Consider the following 18,347-nt stretch of genomic DNA (forward strand, 5'->3'; position numbering starts at 1 on the left):
GGAGGTAGTGCAATGAATACAGTAAAGACTCGGAAGGTAGGGAATTCTCTCACTGTGACTATTCCTAAAAATTTGGGGATGACAGAAGGTCAAGAAATGGTTGTCTACAAAGGGATTGACGGAGTCATTGTCTTAGCTCCAAAACTGAAAGATCCTTTTGATGGGATTACTGATTTGAGAATGACAAATGATTTTGAAGGGGTAAGGTCACTTGATAGCGAAATCTGAGTATATTCCTGAAAAGCAGGATATCATTTGGCTGGACTTTGATCCATCAGTCGGTCGGGAAATCCAGAAACGGCGACCTGCCTTGGTAGTTTCTAGGAGAGAATATGCCTTGCAAACTGGTTTTGTAGCTGTCTGTCCTATCACTCATGGCCAACAACGTTTGGCTGAAAAAGGCTTGCTCGTTCCTGTCTCGTCGGACAAGGTAGATGGCGCTGTCAATCCATTTCAACTGTATACCTTTGATTTTCGGATGCGTAATGCTCAAAAAATAACAAGAATGGACACACAATGTTTTCAGAAAGTCGTCCAACTTTACCAGTACATCTTTGGAGATACTTAAATCCTATCATGCATAGACAAGGTAGGATTTTTTCTATATGAGTAACCTATCTAAAAACGGATGAAGACAATTGAGGAGAATCCCTCTAGTCCAACTTTCTTGTGCAGATGATAGATGTTCTGCCTGAAGGCATTCTTTTAGAAAATCGCGGACTTGTTCTGGAGCAATCTCAAACTCAAAGGCCTTCATCTTGTAGAAAAAGTCGATGAGATGCTCAGATAAGTAACCATCTGAAAAGGGTACTTCTCCACTTTTTCGATACTCTAGTAAGAGTTGAGAAAATCTGGCTTTATCATCAGGCAAATCACGAAAATAGGAATTAAGAAGCCAAGTCTGCTTCTGCTTTCGTTCAATAGGATCTTGATTTGCAATTCGCTGATTCTTTTCCAGCTCTTTCTGGTTTTGTTTAGCCTTGATAGCCCGTTCGTCTCTATTCTTACCAAAGAGGATTTTTTCCCATTTTCGTTCTTCTTGGGTCAAGGTTTCTGTAAAGCCGAAGTAATCTTGATAGGCTCGTTCTGCAGGCCCCATAGCAAGAATGAGGTTGTCAGCGTATTGCTTGGCGATTTTATCTCTCTTCTTGCGTTCTTTCTCTGCCTGAATCCGTAAATGCTGCTCGTAGTCGATTTTCTCCTTGCCTAGTTTGACAAGGTAGAGTTGGTCATCGGTCTTACCAAGTAAAAAAGGTTTGATACACTTTTCTAGCACTTCTTCCATACGAGCCTTCTTCTTTGGCTCTGCCTTGGTCCAACTTCCGCCTTGAAAGACCTCTAGGAAGAGCTGATAGTCTCTCTCAGGAGCGAAATGATTGCCACGATTGGCTTTGAAAACACCTTTTTCCCAAAACCATTTTAGAAGTCGTTCGTCAAAATCGCTTTTATTGACTTTGATTTTTTCCTTTTTCTGAGCCTTTCTAGTTAGGTTTTCAACTTTTCTGAGTAGTTTTTCTTCCTCTTCTAGTTGCTGATCGAGGCTAATACGATGAAAATGACGGACACAGTCACTACCGATTGGAAAGAGGCGTTGGCCTGTGACACCATTAAAGAGTTCGTAGGCGTATTTTATGGCATTCCCGCAAACACAATTACTACGGCCAATGCCATTAAAAATCAAGGAAACTTCATTCCATTCCTTGGTAGCTTGATCCCAAGTATCGGCTTTTGAAGCCTGTAAAACCGCATCGTGCAGGGATTTTCTAACTGGAAGTGTCATGAGGTCTCCTTTCTAGGTTATACTTTTACAACTTGAACCTCGTCTTTACCAAGTAAGATCAAGTATTTTTCAATATTTTCAATCGAATAGGCTCGTGATAAAGCCTCTCCGTATAAGGCTAACTGACCACGATAGCGGTCTATGAGTTGACTTGGTTCATCGTAACGGTCTGTTTTGTAGTCGAAAAGAACGATACGATCCTTATAAAGAAGATAGCCATCCAAGATTCCACGAACAACAAAGTCTTCCTGACTCTTTTGGTCGCGTTTGAGCATGGAGAAAGGTTGCTCGCGATAGAGATGATTTGTATTGGCGAGAATTTCTTGACCGAGTGACGTATCAAAGAAGGCTAGGATTTTAGAAAGATTGATCTTTTTTCTAACAGCTGGACTAGTCTGAACTTGTTTGAGAGTTTCTGCCAGAGTGGCAAGTGTTGGTTGCTGACTAAGGTCAATTCTCTGCATCAGTTCGTGGGTTGCACTACCAATCTCAGCTCCAGTTACCTTTTCTTTAGTTGAAAAATCTGGTAAATCAAAGCTGATTTGCTTTTCCGGTGATTGAGTTTGGTTAGCAATTTCTACCCCTTCCATATCCATAACGGGTTCGTAGAATTTCTTGATTTGACTTGGGGTTTGAACACTAGGTAGCTCAATGGCTGCACGGTGAAGAGTATTATAAACTTCCACCTCTTTCAGCATTTCAAGGGCTTCTTTAATCGTTTCAGACTGGCGGTTGTCAGCTTGAGAGCTATCTTGTAGAAGACTCTTGTTTTCCAACTCTCCGATAGCTTCTCTAGTCAACTGGTCTTCACCAACGAAACGATAACTAAAGTTGAGATTGTCTCTAGCAAATACTTTACTAATCGCCCATATCCAGTCCTGGAAATTCTTGGCTTGCAGTCTGGTATTGCTATCTAATTTTCCGTTATTTGCTGCCGGGTATACCTTGGCTTCCAGCTTTTCACGAGAACCCTTGCCAACAAGATAAAGCTTTCTTTCGGCTCGCGTCATGGCAACATACAGCAGACGCATCTGCTCTGAATAGCTAGCCAGTTGCAGCTCTTCTTCATTTTGCATATAAGTGAGGCTAGGAATGGAGAGTTTAATGGTTTTAGGATAGTGGGCTTCTACTGCTCCTGTTTCTACCTTGGCAATGTATTTGACACCAAGCCCATTTTGACGACTGAGAATAACATCAGACATCGAGTCTTGCTTATTGAAGTCCTGATCCATGTTGAGGATAAAGACATAAGGAAACTCCAGACCTTTGCTCTTGTGAATAGTCATAAGTTCCACAGCATCCTTTGGCGGTGCGACAGCCACGCTTGCTAGATCGTGCTGGGCTTCCAAAACATGATCAATCATATGAATAAAACGAGACAAGCCTTTGAAATTACTCTTTTCAAACTGGTCTGCTCTCAAAGCTAAAGCATAGAGATTGGCTTGTCTAGCAGGACCGTTTGGTAAAGCACCAACATAATCGTAGTAAAAACGGTCATTATAAATCTTCCAAATTAAGTCATAGAGAGAGTGGGTTTTGGCATACAAGCGCCAAGAAGCCAAAATATCCATGAACTGATTTAATTTTTCCGCTAGAGCTGTATGAATTAAATCTTTCTGGCTAGCTACTTGTTTTTGAGCATTGACCAGTTTCTCATAGAGATTTTCTTGGACCTTATCTTCTACTTTCTGAAGGGACAAGCGTGCCAACTCGTCCTCGTCAAAGCTAAACATAGGAGACTTCATCAGAGCAACTAAAGCATAGTCTTGCAGGGGATTGTGGATGACACGAAGCGTATCCAGCATGACTTGTACTTCTAGGGATTGGAGATAATTGTTTTGCTCGCCGTCGGTTTTAACTGGAATCCCGTACTCAGACAGGGCGAGGAGAATCTGATCATTTCGACTGCGGCTGGAGGTCAAAAGTGCGATTTCTTTAAAAGCAACACCTTTTTCCTGATGAAGTTTCAAGATTTCCTTGATGACTAGGCGCATTTCTCCTGTGAGTTTTGTTTCTGTTTGGCTCTCTTCCTCCTCTTGTCCGCTGTCGTCCTTATCGTAGAGGAGAAATTCTGCCTTGTTGTCTGGATTGGGAGTTAGTTTAGTATTGGCAAAAACAAGCTGGTGCATGCTATCATAGTTGATTTCGCCGACTTCTTGGTCCATGAGGCGTTCAAAAACATCGTTGGTTGCTGATAGCACTTCTGAACTGCTACGGAAATTTTCCTTGAGGAGGATCAACTTGCCTTCTTGAGGATTTTGCGCATAGCGTTGGAATTTTTCATTGAAAATCTGCGGATCTGCCTGACGGAAACGGTAGATAGACTGCTTGATATCTCCAACCATAAAGCGATTGTGACCATTCGACAGCAACTCCAGCATCCGTTCTTGAATGTGGTTGGTATCCTGATACTCATCGACCATGACTTCATGGAATCGCTCCTGATATGCATCACGAACTTGTGGGAACTTCTCTAGAATTTCAATGGTGTAATGGCTGATATCAGCAAATTCAAAGGCATTTTCCTGACGTTTACGCTCACGATAAGCCTCCACAAAATCACTCATAAATGTTTGGAAAGTTTTAGATAACTCCCAGGTGTCTCCATGATAACGTTCTTGATAGTCGAGAATTGTTATCTGGTCTACTAGTTGTCCTAGTTTAGCAAACTGGGCCTTTCTTTCTTCGTTGTAGGCATCAGCCAGTGGCTTCAAATCGGCCTTACGACTAGAATTAGCTAGAGCTCTACCATTTTTTTCTTTCGATATGGCGACAACACGCGTAAGCACTGCTTGATAAACCTGGCTATCGGACTCTTGATTTAAGGAAGCAATTTCATCCAGAACCAACAGCACATTTTCTAAATAGGTAGCTTTTGGAAACTCCTTTGCATCGTTATCCAGATGATAACGGAGGAAACTTTCCAAATCCCAAAGTGCTTGCTTGATTTGCTCAGTTAGTTTTTCTTTTTCACTGGTAAAATCAGCTTCTCCAAATCCTTTGAGAAAAGAGTTACTCAACCATTTTTGTGGACTGCTGGTGGATTGGAGGAAATCATAGATTTTGTAGACTTGCTGGCGCAGACCTCGTTCATCCTTGCCACGTCCAGCAAAGTTCTTCACCAAACGGCTAAATTTCTCTTTATTCTCACCTTGGTAATGATCTTCAAAAACCTGATGAAAAGCTTCATTTTTTAAGAGTAACTGTTCACTTTCGTTTTGCAGAATACGGAAGTTCGGTGCAATATCAATCAAATAGCCATGCTTTCCTAGGAATTTTTGTGTGAAAGAGTCCATGGTTCCGATGGCAGCGTTTGGCAGGTCTGCCAATTGACGTCCCAAGTGTTGTTTGAGATCAACATCATTGGTTTCTTGAATTTGTTGGCTGATTTTTTTCTCCAAACGTTCCTTGAGTTCAGTAGCAGCCTTGACGGTAAAGGTCGAGATAAAGAGTTGAGAAATTTCGACACCACGCGCTAACTGATCCAGAATGCGCTCTGCCATGACAAAGGTTTTTCCAGAACCAGCAGACGCTGAAACCAGGATATTCTGACCTGCAGTATAAATGGCTTCGATTTGCTCGGCCGTTTTCTTCTGTTCCTTGTTCGAATTCGCTTCTGCTTCTTGCAATTTTTGAATCTCTTCCTCAGTCAAAAAGGAAATGGGCTTCATCGATTCAACTCCTCTCTTATTTTCTCAAACCAAGCTTGCTTAAGCTTTGCTCCGACCAAACGCTTGCCATCAGCTAGCTCTAACTTCTCTAGGAAACGTGCTTGACCCAAATGGTAGTTTGCTTCAAATCCTGTAATGGCTTGATATTGTTGGACGTATGGGGCAATACTTCTGCCATTCTCTGTGTATGGATTGATGGCGAACTGGCCTTCTAAAATCTTCTCAGCTGCTTTCTTGTAAAGATGGGCATTATAGTCTAGTAAGAGCTGGAATTCCTCGTCTGTCAGCTGATTGGCCTTGTTTTTGTTATATAATTCGCCCAAGTGACTGCTTTCTTTTTCTAAAAAGAGTCCCTGGTATTTCATTGACTTGCTGGCTTCTGCTACTGCTCCAACCAAACTCTTAACGGTCAACAGAGATTGGACAGGTTCTGCCATTTCCAAGTACATGGCGCCGAAAAAGTTCTGCTCTCCTTCTCCCTTAAGAGCAGCAAGATAGGTTGGCAGTTGGGAATTTAAACCATTAAAGAAATGAGGAAACTGGAACTGGGTCAAACTAGACTTGTAGTCTACAACTCCTAATGCTCCGTCAGTTTTCAGGCGGTCAATACGGTCAACCTTGCCTCGAACATGGACACTCCGACCATTATCCAATTGAATAAAGGTTTGGTCTTTGTCGCCAAATGTTACCTCCTCTTGGATGGTTTCGATGGCTGGATTATGACGAAGGATGTGGCCCGTAGTCCGCGCGACATCAAGCAGAACTTCCTTGGTAAATTGAGCTTCCAAACTTTCTTGATAAATGGATTCAAATTCGCGTTCTTGGCTGGTTTCTTGAATAGCTTGTTCCAAACGCTGGTCAAACGGATTTTCAGCAGGCAGTTTCAAGGCACGTTCAAAAATACGGTGTAAGAAATTTCCGTGACTGCGAGCGTCTGGACGCAGGCGCAATTCTTCCTGCAAGCCTAAGACATAACGGAGGAAATAACTGTATTCATTTCGATAAAACTCCGTCAAACCAGAGGTAGACAGGTAAAACTCTTTGTCAGCTGGATAGAGAGCCTGCAAGGTCTCTTTCTCTAATGGTTTGCTGCTTGGACTGGTTGGGAGGGCTAGATTTGTAAGACCTTTTTGATCTAGTTTTTTACCCATCACACGCGCCAAAACCTTAACAAAAGTTAAATCTTGCTCCCTATCACTCGTCTCGCCCTGCTGGTGATAGGCAACTAGACTAGACAAGAGACTGTGATAAGAACCCATATCATCCTTAGATAGCCCTTTGTGATGAATCTTCTTCTCTATCCGGCTAAATCCAAAACTCACCAGTTCCTGAAGATAGGCCGATTCCTTGCTCTCATTTTCATTGAGAAGACTTGGAGCTGACAAAATCAATTGTTTACGGGCAGCATTGACTAAGGAAACCATGGTATAGCGATTTTTCTTGAGATTTTCACTACTTGCAATCAGTAATTGCGCACCATCATCAGTCGCTTGGTTTAGGCTTTGTCGTTCTTCATCTGTCAAAAGACTGGTATTTTGCGCGATTTTTGGTAAATGATTCTGAGTCAGTCCGATAGCATAGACAAAGTCAGCGGTCAGAGGGGCAATCAGATCATAACTCTGCACCAGAACTGTGTCCACTGTTGCTGGAATAGTACGGTACTGAGAAAGGCTCATCCCAGAATGAAGCAAGGCCAGGAAGTCCTCCAGACTAACTTGTGAACCAGCAAAAACCGTCGCAAATTGTTGTAAAACATGGCAGAAGGCTTTCCAAACTTCAGCTTGTCTTTCCTGTTCTAGAGCTTCCATAGTAGCTGTCAATTCTTGCATCTGCTTGCTTAAAGCAGCATTTTTTAGAAAAATACTCCACTTTTGCAAGAGATTTTCAGCTTTTTGCTTCCGACTGGCAAATAAGGTTTCAAGTGGTACCAAAACTCGCAGACGAATGGCGTTCAAACGTGCCAAATCAAATTTTCCGTGGTGGGATTTTGTGAAGGTCTGCTGAAAAGCTGGCAACCCATTGATGCCAAGATAGCGGAGATATTGCTCAAAAGAATCAATATCAGCTTGGCTAAGGTCAGTATACAGACCGGTTCTGAGGAGATTAATCAAATCCTCCTGACGGAAACGATAGCGTTTTAAACGCAAAATAGATTCGACATACTGGGTTAAGGGATGGTGCGCCATGGATTCGCTTCTACCAAGATAGAAAGGAATCTGGTACTGGTCAAAAATAGTTTTCAGTGATAACTGATAAGAAGCTACATCTCCCAAGAGAATACGAAAATGCTTGTAACTCAATTCTGGATGGTCATGTAATTTCTGACGAATGGTACGGGCTACTAATTCCAACTCTTCCTTTTGCGTCAAACAAGACCAGATTTGCAGGTTTTCACGGTCCTTCTCATCGACATCTAAAGCAAGTTCTGAAAAGTCATAAGAGGACTCCAGCAAACGAGAGGCCTTTTCAAAACTATCTATCTTCTCATGAGCTTGAGAAAGGTCCTGCGCAGGCGTTTGGTATTTTGCCCCCAAATGATGGAGGAATTCCACACTGGCTTGGTAGAGATTGCCTTCAGCGAACGGACTGGTATAGGCCTTCTTACTTGCGTAAGCGCCAATGACAATCTCAACACCTTTACGCTGGAGCAGATCCACCACATGTTCTTCCTCAGCAGAAAAACGGGTAAATCCGTCAATGACTAAGGCAATCTGACTAAAATCACTACTTACCTTATCATTCTCAATTGCCTCAATCAAATGGGACAACTGACTTCCCTGAGCCAACTGAGCCTGATTGAGATAGGCTGTTACTTTCTCAAAAATCAAGAGTAAATCTGCCCGCTTGTCCTCATCAGTCAAACTTTCCAAGTCTAAAAAGTTCATCTGAGCAGTCGTCATCTCATGATAAAGTTCAATCAACTGCTGGATAAATTGAGGGTCTTGTTTAATAGCACCATAAACTCGTAACTCTTTGGGATCAAGTTCAGCAAGGCATTTATAAAAGGCCATTCCAAGTCCGATGTCATCAAGACTGGTCTTGGTCGGCAAGTCATTTAAAACCAGGTAACGAGCCATTTGAGCAAAGCGCGTGACGGTAATCGCAAAAGAAGCCTGCTGGGACAAGCATTCCAGCACGGCGCGCTCCTTTTCAAATGAAAGAGAGTTGGGGGCGATGTAGAAGACACGCTTGCCTGCAGCAACTAGCTCTTCGGCCTCTCTCGTTAAAATTTCTGTCAAAGAAGTCCGAATATCAGTATAAAGTAATTTCATCTCAGCCTCGTTTGGTTTCTCAAAGTTTCTTACTCTATTATAGCAAAGTTCGCTTCACAGTCCAAATCCAAAATTCTAGTTAACAATCTTTTAACTAGGAAATCAATCATGCTTCATCATCCACTTTCATATGCTGAAAGGTATAGAGGAAAAAGTCTTTGGAAACTTCAAAATGCCCATAACGAAGTCGAGAAGTATAGTCTCTCCATTCAGGATGCTGTCTGGCTATTTCTATGGAGCAATCTTTGACGGGTTGATAATACTCGACATTTCGTCTAAAGGGAAAAAATCCTTCAAATTGCTCTACTTGATAGGCTTTGTCATCTATAATTTTACCTACGGCCACAAAAGCCTGTAACTTATCTTGACCATTCATATCGTATTTTGGGCTATAGTATAAAAGGTAGTCTCCTTTTTTCATACGGTTTAAGGGGCCGCTTTTTCCATGACAGACTTGACAAAAATTCCCCTCAACTCCTCTTAAAACATGGTTCTTTGAAACAACTCCAACCCAATATCTAGGCATTTTTATCCTCCAACTCTACTAACATGCGATTAAAACATTCTCTATCGTTAGATAGTTTTTCAAAAAATTCTTCATCAATCCCTTCTACTAAAGGTAAAGCTTGATTGACATTCTCCGCGCCAGACTTCGTCACTGAGACCAGTTTTGCCCGACTATCCTTTGGATGTTGATCACGTCTAATGAAGTCCTTCTTCTCCAGTAGTCTAACAATCTGGGAAACCGTCATAACATCCATACCAGTGAACCGAGCGATATCAACTTGCGTTACATATTCCTCTCTATTAGACAAAAACAAGAGCGAAGTTAAAACGATAAATTGGGGCAAAGTGAGGCCAACCGATTTCAAAACTCTTTTTAAATTACTTTCCCATTTGTTGTAAACTTTAATGAAAAGAAGACCTGTAGACTCTGTTTCATCATTTTTGTAAATTGAATTAAAGTGATACTTTGACATTATTTCTCCTTAAATATTAAGTATACATATTATATAAGAATTTATTTTGTTTTTCAAGAAAAGGAAAGTCAAATGTTACAATTCTGTCGGACATTTTATAGTCTATATGCTATAATAAAAGCAAAACACCTAGAAAAGGAAGTCTTATGATTAAACTACTATCCTTGGATATGGACGGAACCCTCCTTAATGAAGCCAAGGAAATCCCACAAGCCCACATTACTGCTATTCACAAAGCTATTGAAAAAGGCGTCAAACTGGTTCTCTGTACAGGTCGCCCGCTTTTCGGTGTTCTTCCTTATTACAAAAAACTAGGACTTGACCTACAGAACGAGTATGTCATTGTCAATAACGGTTGCTCAACTCACCAAACCAGTGACTGGAGTCTAGTTGACTGGCAAGAACTTAGTCCAGCTGACATTGAATACCTCTATGACCTAGCTGAAAAAAGCGATGTCCAGTTGACTCTTTTTGATGAAGAACATTATTTTGTCCTCGGTGGTAAGCCTAATCAAATCGTTCAAAATGATGCCAAACTTGTTTTTTCAGACCTGACTGAAATTTCCCTTGAGGAAGCTACCGGTGGTAAGTATCGCATGTTCCAAGGAATGTTTTTGGGTACCAAAGAGCAAACAGATGATTTTGAGCAGCGTTTTGCCAAGGAGCTCTGCCAACGATTTAGCGGCGTTCGTTCGCAGCCTGTCATTTACGAAGCTATGCCGCTTGGAACGACCAAGGCTACTGCTCTTTCGCGACTAGCAGCGATTTTGAAGATTGATTCCTCAGAAATTATGGCCATGGGCGATGCCAATAACGATATCGAAATGCTTCAGTTTGCAGGGCTTGGCATTGCTATGGGAAATGCTAGTGATCATGTCAAATCTCTTGCCAATGATGTTACAGCCAGCAACGATGAAGACGGCGTCGCGCGTGCCATTGAGAAGTATATTTTATAAAAAAGAAAAGCAAATAGACAGAAATTACTGCTATTTGCTTTTTTGCTACTTAACCAAATAAGCAATCAAGGCTATAATCCATAGATGAGCTGGATAGAAAATATAAAAGAAATATTTACTCCAACTAGTTTCTTTTCCTCGCTGTCCATTATACAAGGCCATAAAAGGAAAGACGGTGATAAAGAGCCAGTCAGAATTGTAAAGCATCATTTCCAGTGTTTGGTGCCAAGTGTCATAAATTTGGATGGAAGTCACTAACAAAAAGGCCCACAGAAAAGCATAAAGGAGATTTCGCAATCCCTTATGATTTCGACAAGAGTAACTAATCAAGAGAAATGGTAGCATGGTGATACCACCCTCGGTAAAAAGACAACCGAAAATCAAGAGACCAGCAACTCCAATTCGACGCCACAACTTCTCTTTTTTATCCAGCTCTTTTCTGGGAAAACCAATCCAAAGCATGGTAACACCGATGGCCAAAGTCAAGAAAATATTATTAGTAACCATTACACCCTTAGAGGCAAACAGAGTATTGAGAAGGCTATTTCCAGCAAACATGATCAGCGCCCAAGACCAGAGACGGATGAGGTAGTTTTTCAAGTTTCGAGTATAGATAAAACCTTCCATAGCCATATACGCAAACCAAACTCCCACACAACGGGTCAAGGCGTGAAAGATACCTTCCCACAAAGGAGAAACGATCCCGGTGATATGAGGGATATGGTCCAGAACCATTACTGCCGCCATCAGATACTTCAACTGTGTCGCATTCCATTTTTTCATAATAAACCTCTTTCTTTTTTATCTACATAGAGTATAGCATACATTTCCGCGTATAATCGTACACCTATCTTACATTTAAAAAGCCTATCTTACATTTTTGTAAGATAGACGTGAATATTAAAAATTTATTATGAAAGTTACCTTCTAGTCGGTAATCCGTTGGTACATTTCTGGTCTTCTATCTCGAAATAGTCCCCAGTTGAGGCGTTCACTTGCTCCCTTGTCAAGCTCATAGGTCGCTAACAGAACAGCTTCACCTTGTCTTTCAGCTCTCTCTAGAATAGCTCCTGTTTCATCCGTCATAAAGGAGGAACCGTAGAAGTCAAGACTGGAACTCTGTCCACCATTTTCCTCACTAGGAGTGACTTCTTCCAAACCGTAGCGATTAGCTGCAATGACTGGGACAATATTTGCTGCTGCGTGCCCTTGCATGGTACGTTGCCAGTGACCACAACTATCTGTATCCAAGATAGGTTCCGAACCAATAGCTGTAGGATAAAAGAGCAATTCTGCCCCATTTAACGCAAGACAGCGCGCCGTTTCAGGAAACCATTGATCCCAACAGATGCCAATCCCAATCTTAGCGTAGCGAGTATCCCAGACCTTGAAACCAGTGTTACCAGGCGTGAAATAAAACTTTTCTTGATAATAATGGTCATCTGGTATGTGGGTCTTCCGATAAACGCCCAGCACCTCTCCATCTGCATCAATGACGGCGATTGAGTTATATAAGACATTTCCATCTTTTTCATAGAAGCTGATCGGTAAAACAACCTGTAGTTCCTTAGCAATCACCTTAAAATGCTGAATGGCTGTATTTTCTGTCACCGACTGGGCATACTTATAGTAGTCATACTGGCGTTCCTGGCAGAAATAGGGACGTTCAAATAATTCAGGCAAGAGAATGATTTGTGCGCCTTGGTCTGCAGCCTGACGTACTAAACGCTCTGCGGTTTGGATATTTGTTGCCACATCCTTGGCACATTGCATCTGGATCGCTGCAACTCTAACATTTCTCATCTTTTTCTCCTATTCTGGGATTTGTTGGGTGATACAGTGAATATTGCCACCACCTAAGAGAATATCTCTGGCTGGAATTCCTACGACCTTACGGTCTGGGAAACACTTGCTGAGGATATCTAGGGCCACTTGGTCGTTTACATCCTCAAACTGGGGCACTAAGACAGCCTTGTTGGCAATATAAAAATTGACATAGGAAGCTGCAAGACGTTCACCTGCATAACGCTCTTCTTCCCCTTCTTCATAGGTATAGCCTGGTAAATCTTCTTTAGTGACAACTTGACGAATAGCTGGGATAGGAAGCTTATGAATGGTGAAGTGACGCCCTTTTGCATCTGTTTCTTGCTCTAAGAGCTCTAAATCAGCTACTGACATGGCATATTGGGGATCGTTTTGATCATCTGTCCAAGCCAAGACAAGCTCTGCAGGACCGACAAAGGCTGCAACATTATCAACGTGTTCATTGGTTTCGTCCTGATAAATACCATAAGGAAGCCAGACAACTTTTTCAGCGCCAAGATAGTTCAATAATCTTCTCTCGATTTCCTCTTTACTGAGATGAGGATTGCGACCAGCGCTTAGTAGGCAACTTTCAGTCACAAGAATGGTTCCTTGACCATCGCTATGGATCGCGCCGCCTTCCAGTACAAAATGTTTAGCATCATAGACAGGCATTCCCAAGGCCTCAGCAAAACGACTGGCTACCTGGTTATCCTCTTCATAATCTTGATAAAGACCATCTACAGCGCCACCCCATGCATTAAAAGACCAATCGACTGCCAACTTTTCTTTTTTATCATTGATGAGAATGGTCGGCCCAGTATCACGCGCCCAGGCATCATTAGTAGGAATATCTAAATAAACAACCTTGTCTCCTAGATAGGATTGGGCTTCAGATAGATAATCCTGCTCCACCAAAAGATAAACAGTTTCCCCTTCTGCTATGGTCTTGATAATCTGGCTAAAAGCTCTTTTAGCCGCCTTTCCTTGAAAAGGCCATGAACCTGGTCGAGTCGGCCATATCATGAGGGTGCCATGATGGGGTTCGTACTCTGCTGACATACGATAGCCTGCTTTTTTCGGAGTTTCTATCATGATAATCTCCCTTTAAAGTCTTGATAGCCAAAGGCTTTGACTAAGCTGCAGTCACCCTGCTCGTCCATAAGATAGAGACTTGGCAATCCAATACCGTTAAAGGTATTATTTTTGACAAAGGAGTAGATTGCCATGTCTTCAAAGTAAAGTCTATCACCGATTTGGACTGGATTTTCAAAACTATAATCACCAATCACATCACCCGTCAGACAGGTATTGGAAGAAAGTCTATAGGTATGGGCTTTTTCCTGCGGTTCAAAACCATTTCTCAAAGGTGGACGATAGGGCATTTCAAGTACATCTGGCATATGGCAGGTTGCAGAGGCATCTAAAACCAAAATATCCATACCGTTTTCGACAATGTCCAATACTTCAGTTGCTAGATAACCCGCATTGAGCGCAATAGCTTCACCCGGTTCGATATAGACTTCAAGATTGTAAGTTTCTCGGATACGCTTGATTTCAGAAATCAGCAAATCCACATCATAGTCTTCTCTCGTTATGTGGTGGCCGCCACCCATATTGAGCCATTTGACCTCATGTAAATAAGGTCCAAACTGTTCTTCTACAGCTTTCAAAGTTGTCTCTAAATCATCTGCTCCCTGCTCACAAAGTGTGTGAAAATGAAGGCCATCCACCAAGTCCAGCAAATCACTCGGTATCTTGTCTAGGCTAACTCCAAACCGAGATCCCGGAGCACAAGGGTCATAGAGCGCGTGATCTCCTTGAGTAGAACATTGAGGGTTGAGGCGCAAACCGACACTGATACCAGCTTCACGACAACGTGGACCATATTTTCGTAATTGTCTCTCTGAGTTAAAGACGATATGGTCCGTTATCTCCAGCAATTCCTCCAAGTCTGCATCCTTGAAAGCTGGAGCAAAGACATGGACTTCCCCCGGAAACTCTTCTCTAGCGAGCTTAGCTTCATAAAGTCCACTAGCCGTCGTACCAGATAGATACTGGCTAATCAAGGGATAGGTTTTATAGAGGGAATAAGCCTTTTGGGCAAGTAAAACTTTGCATCCAGCTTCTTCTTGTACATATTTTAGAATGCGACAGTTTGCTTCTAGCTTGGCCAAGTCAATGACGTAAGCTGGCGTTGGTACTTGTTCTAACTTCATTAGTCCACCATTTGCGGATTTTCAACCACAACCCAAGGTAATCCATACTCATTCAGAGCTTCCATGAATGGATCTGGATCCAATTCTTCAAGGTTATAAACTCCAGGTTGTTTCCAGGTTCCGTTCATCACTAATTTGGTACCAATCATGGCTGGAACGCCTGTCGTGTAAGAAATTGCTTGTGACCCAACTTCTGCGTAACATTCCTGATGGTCGCAAACATTGTAGATATAGATGGTCTTTTCAACACCGTCTTTGACACCTGTAAAGATACAGCCGATATTGGTCTTTCCAACAGTGCGTGGGCCAAGGCTTGCAGGGTCTGGAAGCAAGGCTTTCAAAAATTGGATTGGCACAATGTCTTGTCCATTAAAGTTAATAGCATCCGTACGAAGGAGACCAACGTTTTCCAAGCATTTCATGTGCGTTAGATAAGATTGCCCAAAGGTCATAAAGAAACGAATGCGTTTAACACCTGGAATATTTTTTGCCAGTGATTCGATTTCTTCATGGTGAAGGAGATACATGTCTTTCTGTCCAACTTGTGGGAAATCATACTCACGTTTGATAGACATAGCTTCAACTTCGACCCATTTTCCATCTTCCCAGTAAGAACCTGGCGCAGAAACCTCGCGGAGATTGATTTCTGGGTTAAAGTTTGTTGCAAATGGATAACCGTGGTCACCACCATTACAGTCTAAAATGTCGATATAGTGGATTTCATCAAAATAGTGTTTAAGTGCGTAAGCAGAAAAGACGCTGGTCACACCTGGGTCAAAACCAGATCCAAGCAGAGCGGTCAAGCCTGCTTCTTTAAATTTTTCCTGATAAGCCCACTGCCATGAATAATCAAAGTAGGCTGTAAAACCAAGTTCCTTGCAGCGTTTTTCGTAGATGGCACGCCACTCAGGATCTTCTGTATCCTCTGCCTCGTAGTTAGCTGTGTCGATATAGTGAACTCCAGTCGCTAAACAAGCATCCATAATGGTCAAGTCTTGGTATGGTAAAGCTACGTTCAAAACGGCTTCTGGCTTGTAGCTTTCAATCAAGGCAATCACTTCTTCAACCTTGTCAGCGTCAAGAGCAGCTGTCTCAATCTTTGTACTTGTTTTGCCTTCCAGTTTAGCTTTCAAGTCATCACATTTTGACTTGGTACGGCTAGCAATCATAATTTCTTTAAAGGTTTCGCTATCTTGGCAAATCTTTGAAATAGCAACTTGGGCAACGCCCCCACATCCAATAACTAATAAACGACTCATTTTTTTCCTTCCTCTTCTTCTAAAATGTCTTCTACATACTTGGGCAACATAAAGGCCCCCACATGTAAGTTTGCAGTGTAGTATTCTGTGAAAAGCTGGCGTTTTCTCCAGCCTTCCTTGTCAAAATCTTTGACAGGGTGGTATTTTTTCGATGCAAATCCAAATAGCCAATAGCCAGCTGGACTGGTTGGGATGTGCGCCTGATAAACCCGACTGATTGGAAAGGCTTGATTGACCTTACGGTGCATACTTCGGCAAGCTGACTCATCTTCGTCAAAGAAAGGACTCCCATGCTGGTAAATCATGATCCCGTCTTCCTTCAGAGCTCTGTAACTGTTACCGTAAAATTCCTTGGTAAAGAGCCCTTCCGTATGTCCAAATGGATCTGTCGCATCGTTGATAATGATATCGTAATCATCCTCACAGTTTCGTAAAAAGCGTAAACCATTTTGGTAGTAAATGGTAACACGAGGATCATCTAGCCCTGCAGCAAAGTCTGGGAAATACTCACGACAAACCTCAACCAACATCTCATCTGGTTCTACAATATCGATTTGCTCCAGTTCAGGATAGAGGGTTAATACTTGGGCAACACCGCCGTCACCACCCCCAATAACCAAGACTTTCTTTGGATTTGGGTGGACAGCCATGGGAACGTGGACCGTCATTTCGTTGTAGACAAAATCATCCGCATCTGAAAACAAGACGTGCCCATTTAAAATCAGTATTTTCCCAAAAGCTGGCGTATCTAATACTTCGATATCCTGCCATTCACTCTTACCAGCGTAGAGTTGCTTGGCTGTTCTCAGGGACAATTTCACATCTGGAGTATGAACTTCAGAAAACCACAAATCCATCTAGTTCTCCTTTCTATCAATAACGTTGATGTGATTGACTTCTGGATCTTCCGTCCCTTGGAGGGAGCAACCACGTTCCTTGGCAAATTGGATATAGTCTACAATTTCTCGTGTAATCCGTTCACCTGGAGCCAAGATAGGAATTCCTGGAGGATAGCACATGACAAATTCCCCACAGACTTGTCCAACAGATTCGTCTAAGCTTAAACTTTTTCTTTCTGAATAAAAGGCTTCCTGAGGAGATAGGACTAACTCGGGCTGGATATATTCACCAGCAATCAAGTCCTTTCCATCTCTCGAGTAGAGCCTCTTGATGTCAGCCAAAGCACCGACTAAGCGCTCGATGTCTTGGATGCGGTCACCGATTGAAATATAAGCCAAGATATTGCCGATATCACCAAATTCAATTTGAATATCGTATTCATCTCGCAGGAGGTCATAAACTTCGATACCTGTTAAGCCAATACCCTGAGTGTAAACGGACAGCTTGGTTACATCAAAATCACAGACCGACACACCGTCTATTAACTCTTTTGAGTAAGCATAGTAACCACCGATAGCATTGATTTCACGACGAGCGTACTCGGATAGCTCAATGACTTTCTCAAAAGACTCTTTGCCACGAAGGGCTAAGTTACGACGTGAAATATCCAGACTAGCCATCAACAAGTAAGATGCTGATGTTGACTGGGTCAGGTTGATAATCTGACGAACGTACTCAGGATTCATCTGCTCCCCGATAAGCAGGATGGAGCTCTGGGTCAAACTCCCACCAGACTTATGCATAGAGACCGCCGCCATATCAGCTCCAGCATCCATAGCAGATAGTGGCAATTTATCTGTAAAATGCAAATGCGCTCCATGGGCTTCATCTACTAAAACCATCATGCCAGCTTCGTGAGCCATTTCCGTTAAACCCTTTAGGTCTGAACAAATTCCATAGTAAGTAGGATTGTTAATCAAAATGGCCTTGGCATCTGGATGCTCCTTAATTGCCTGCGCAACACGGTCATTTTCAAGACCTAAAGCGATGCCGATTTTAGAATCTACACTCATCTCGATATAGATGGGAATGGCACCACATAGAACCAGCGCATTGATAGCAGATTTATGGACATTTCGTGGCAGAATAATCTTATCTCCTGCCTTACAGGTGGAAAGAATCATGGTCTGAACTGATGAGGTTGTTCCCCCAATCATGAGAAAGGCATGGGCTGCACCAAAAGCATCCGCAGCCAGCTCCTCTGCATCCCGAATAATCGAAATAGGATGGCCGAGATTATCCAAGGGTTTCATCGAATTGACATCAATGCCAACACATTTTTCTCCTAATAGTTCGACAAGTTCTGGATTTCCTCGTCCACGCTTGTGACCTGGCACATCAAAGGGGACAATCCTTTTCTTGCGTAGCTTGACCAAGGCCTCATAAATTGGGGCTTGGTTTTGATCTAACTTCTTCAAGACATACTCCTTTACCGTATTTTTAGCACCTCAAAAAGATAAAGGCGCCTAAAGGTTGACTTATGAAAAAAGAGCAGGTTTTCACCTGC

Annotated in this window: 15 protein-coding genes; 3 read left to right on the plus strand and 12 right to left on the minus strand. The window is 42.4% G+C overall.

Going from position 1 to position 18,347, the window contains the following annotated elements; translation table 11 throughout:
• Positions 1–12 precede the first annotated feature (12 nt).
• Positions 13–228, plus strand: a complete 216-nt coding sequence (locus Q4443_RS01760; RefSeq protein ID WP_001098942.1) for an AbrB family transcriptional regulator — start codon at positions 13–15, stop codon at positions 226–228.
• Complete coding sequence (locus tag Q4443_RS01765; RefSeq protein ID WP_042902272.1) at positions 212–568, plus strand: type II toxin-antitoxin system PemK/MazF family toxin; 357 nt, start codon at positions 212–214, stop codon at positions 566–568. The genes Q4443_RS01760 and Q4443_RS01765 overlap by 17 nt, the downstream gene beginning before the upstream one ends.
• 33 nt (positions 569–601) lie before the next feature.
• Here Q4443_RS01765 and Q4443_RS01770 read toward each other — a convergent pair whose 3' ends face one another.
• From Q4443_RS01770 to Q4443_RS01790, 5 genes are all read right to left on the minus strand, one after another.
• The gene (locus Q4443_RS01770) at positions 602–1,780 is read right to left on the minus strand and encodes a hypothetical protein (protein ID WP_049518700.1); all 1,179 of its coding nucleotides are present in this window, start codon (positions 1,778–1,780) and stop codon (positions 602–604) included.
• Positions 1,781–1,797: 17 nt separating this feature from the next.
• Positions 1,798–5,451, minus strand: a complete 3,654-nt coding sequence (addA, locus tag Q4443_RS01775) for a helicase-exonuclease AddAB subunit AddA (RefSeq protein WP_303407860.1) — start codon at positions 5,449–5,451, stop codon at positions 1,798–1,800.
• The gene (gene rexB, locus Q4443_RS01780) at positions 5,448–8,723 is read right to left on the minus strand and encodes an ATP-dependent nuclease subunit B (RefSeq protein ID WP_049518697.1); all 3,276 of its coding nucleotides are present in this window, start codon (positions 8,721–8,723) and stop codon (positions 5,448–5,450) included. Before rexB ends, addA begins: the two co-directional genes overlap by 4 nt.
• A gap of 106 nt (positions 8,724–8,829) precedes the next feature.
• Positions 8,830–9,249, minus strand: coding sequence for an EVE domain-containing protein (locus tag Q4443_RS01785; RefSeq protein WP_049518696.1), 420 nt, complete (start codon positions 9,247–9,249; stop codon positions 8,830–8,832).
• Positions 9,242–9,703, minus strand: coding sequence for a MarR family winged helix-turn-helix transcriptional regulator (locus Q4443_RS01790; protein WP_049518694.1), 462 nt, complete (start codon positions 9,701–9,703; stop codon positions 9,242–9,244). Before Q4443_RS01790 ends, Q4443_RS01785 begins: the two co-directional genes overlap by 8 nt.
• Positions 9,704–9,849: 146 nt before the next feature.
• Here Q4443_RS01790 and Q4443_RS01795 point away from each other — a divergent pair, with 146 nt between their 5' ends.
• Positions 9,850–10,659 carry a Cof-type HAD-IIB family hydrolase gene (locus tag Q4443_RS01795; RefSeq protein WP_049518692.1) on the plus strand — a complete coding sequence of 270 codons (810 nt, stop codon included), beginning with the start codon at positions 9,850–9,852 and terminating at the stop codon, positions 10,657–10,659.
• A 45-nt stretch (positions 10,660–10,704) separates the two neighbouring features.
• On the opposite strand, the gene Q4443_RS01800 is transcribed toward Q4443_RS01795, so the two are convergent.
• From Q4443_RS01800 to Q4443_RS01830, 7 genes are all read right to left on the minus strand, one after another.
• A complete protein-coding gene (locus Q4443_RS01800) occupies positions 10,705–11,442 on the minus strand; it encodes a TraX family protein (RefSeq protein WP_049518691.1) in 738 nt (245 codons plus the stop codon).
• Between the two features lie 144 nt (positions 11,443–11,586).
• Entirely contained in the window at positions 11,587–12,462 is an 876-nt protein-coding gene (aguB, locus tag Q4443_RS01805; protein WP_049518689.1) for an N-carbamoylputrescine amidase, read from the minus strand.
• Between the two features lie 9 nt (positions 12,463–12,471).
• Positions 12,472–13,557, minus strand: coding sequence for an agmatine deiminase (aguA, locus tag Q4443_RS01810; RefSeq protein WP_049518687.1), 1,086 nt, complete (start codon positions 13,555–13,557; stop codon positions 12,472–12,474).
• Positions 13,554–14,681, minus strand: coding sequence for a carboxynorspermidine decarboxylase (gene nspC / locus Q4443_RS01815; RefSeq protein WP_049518686.1), 1,128 nt, complete (start codon positions 14,679–14,681; stop codon positions 13,554–13,556). Before nspC ends, aguA begins: the two co-directional genes overlap by 4 nt.
• Positions 14,681–15,940, minus strand: coding sequence for a saccharopine dehydrogenase family protein (locus Q4443_RS01820; RefSeq protein WP_049518684.1), 1,260 nt, complete (start codon positions 15,938–15,940; stop codon positions 14,681–14,683). The genes nspC and Q4443_RS01820 overlap by 1 nt, the downstream gene beginning before the upstream one ends.
• Complete coding sequence (gene speE / locus Q4443_RS01825) at positions 15,937–16,797, minus strand: polyamine aminopropyltransferase (RefSeq protein ID WP_000366719.1); 861 nt, start codon at positions 16,795–16,797, stop codon at positions 15,937–15,939. Before speE ends, Q4443_RS01820 begins: the two co-directional genes overlap by 4 nt.
• Positions 16,798–18,258, minus strand: coding sequence for an aminotransferase class I/II-fold pyridoxal phosphate-dependent enzyme (locus Q4443_RS01830; protein ID WP_049518682.1), 1,461 nt, complete (start codon positions 18,256–18,258; stop codon positions 16,798–16,800).
• Positions 18,259–18,347 lie beyond the last annotated feature (89 nt).

It is taken from the genome of Streptococcus sp. GP0011 (assembly GCF_030546305.1).
Lineage (GTDB): Bacteria > Bacillota > Bacilli > Lactobacillales > Streptococcaceae > Streptococcus.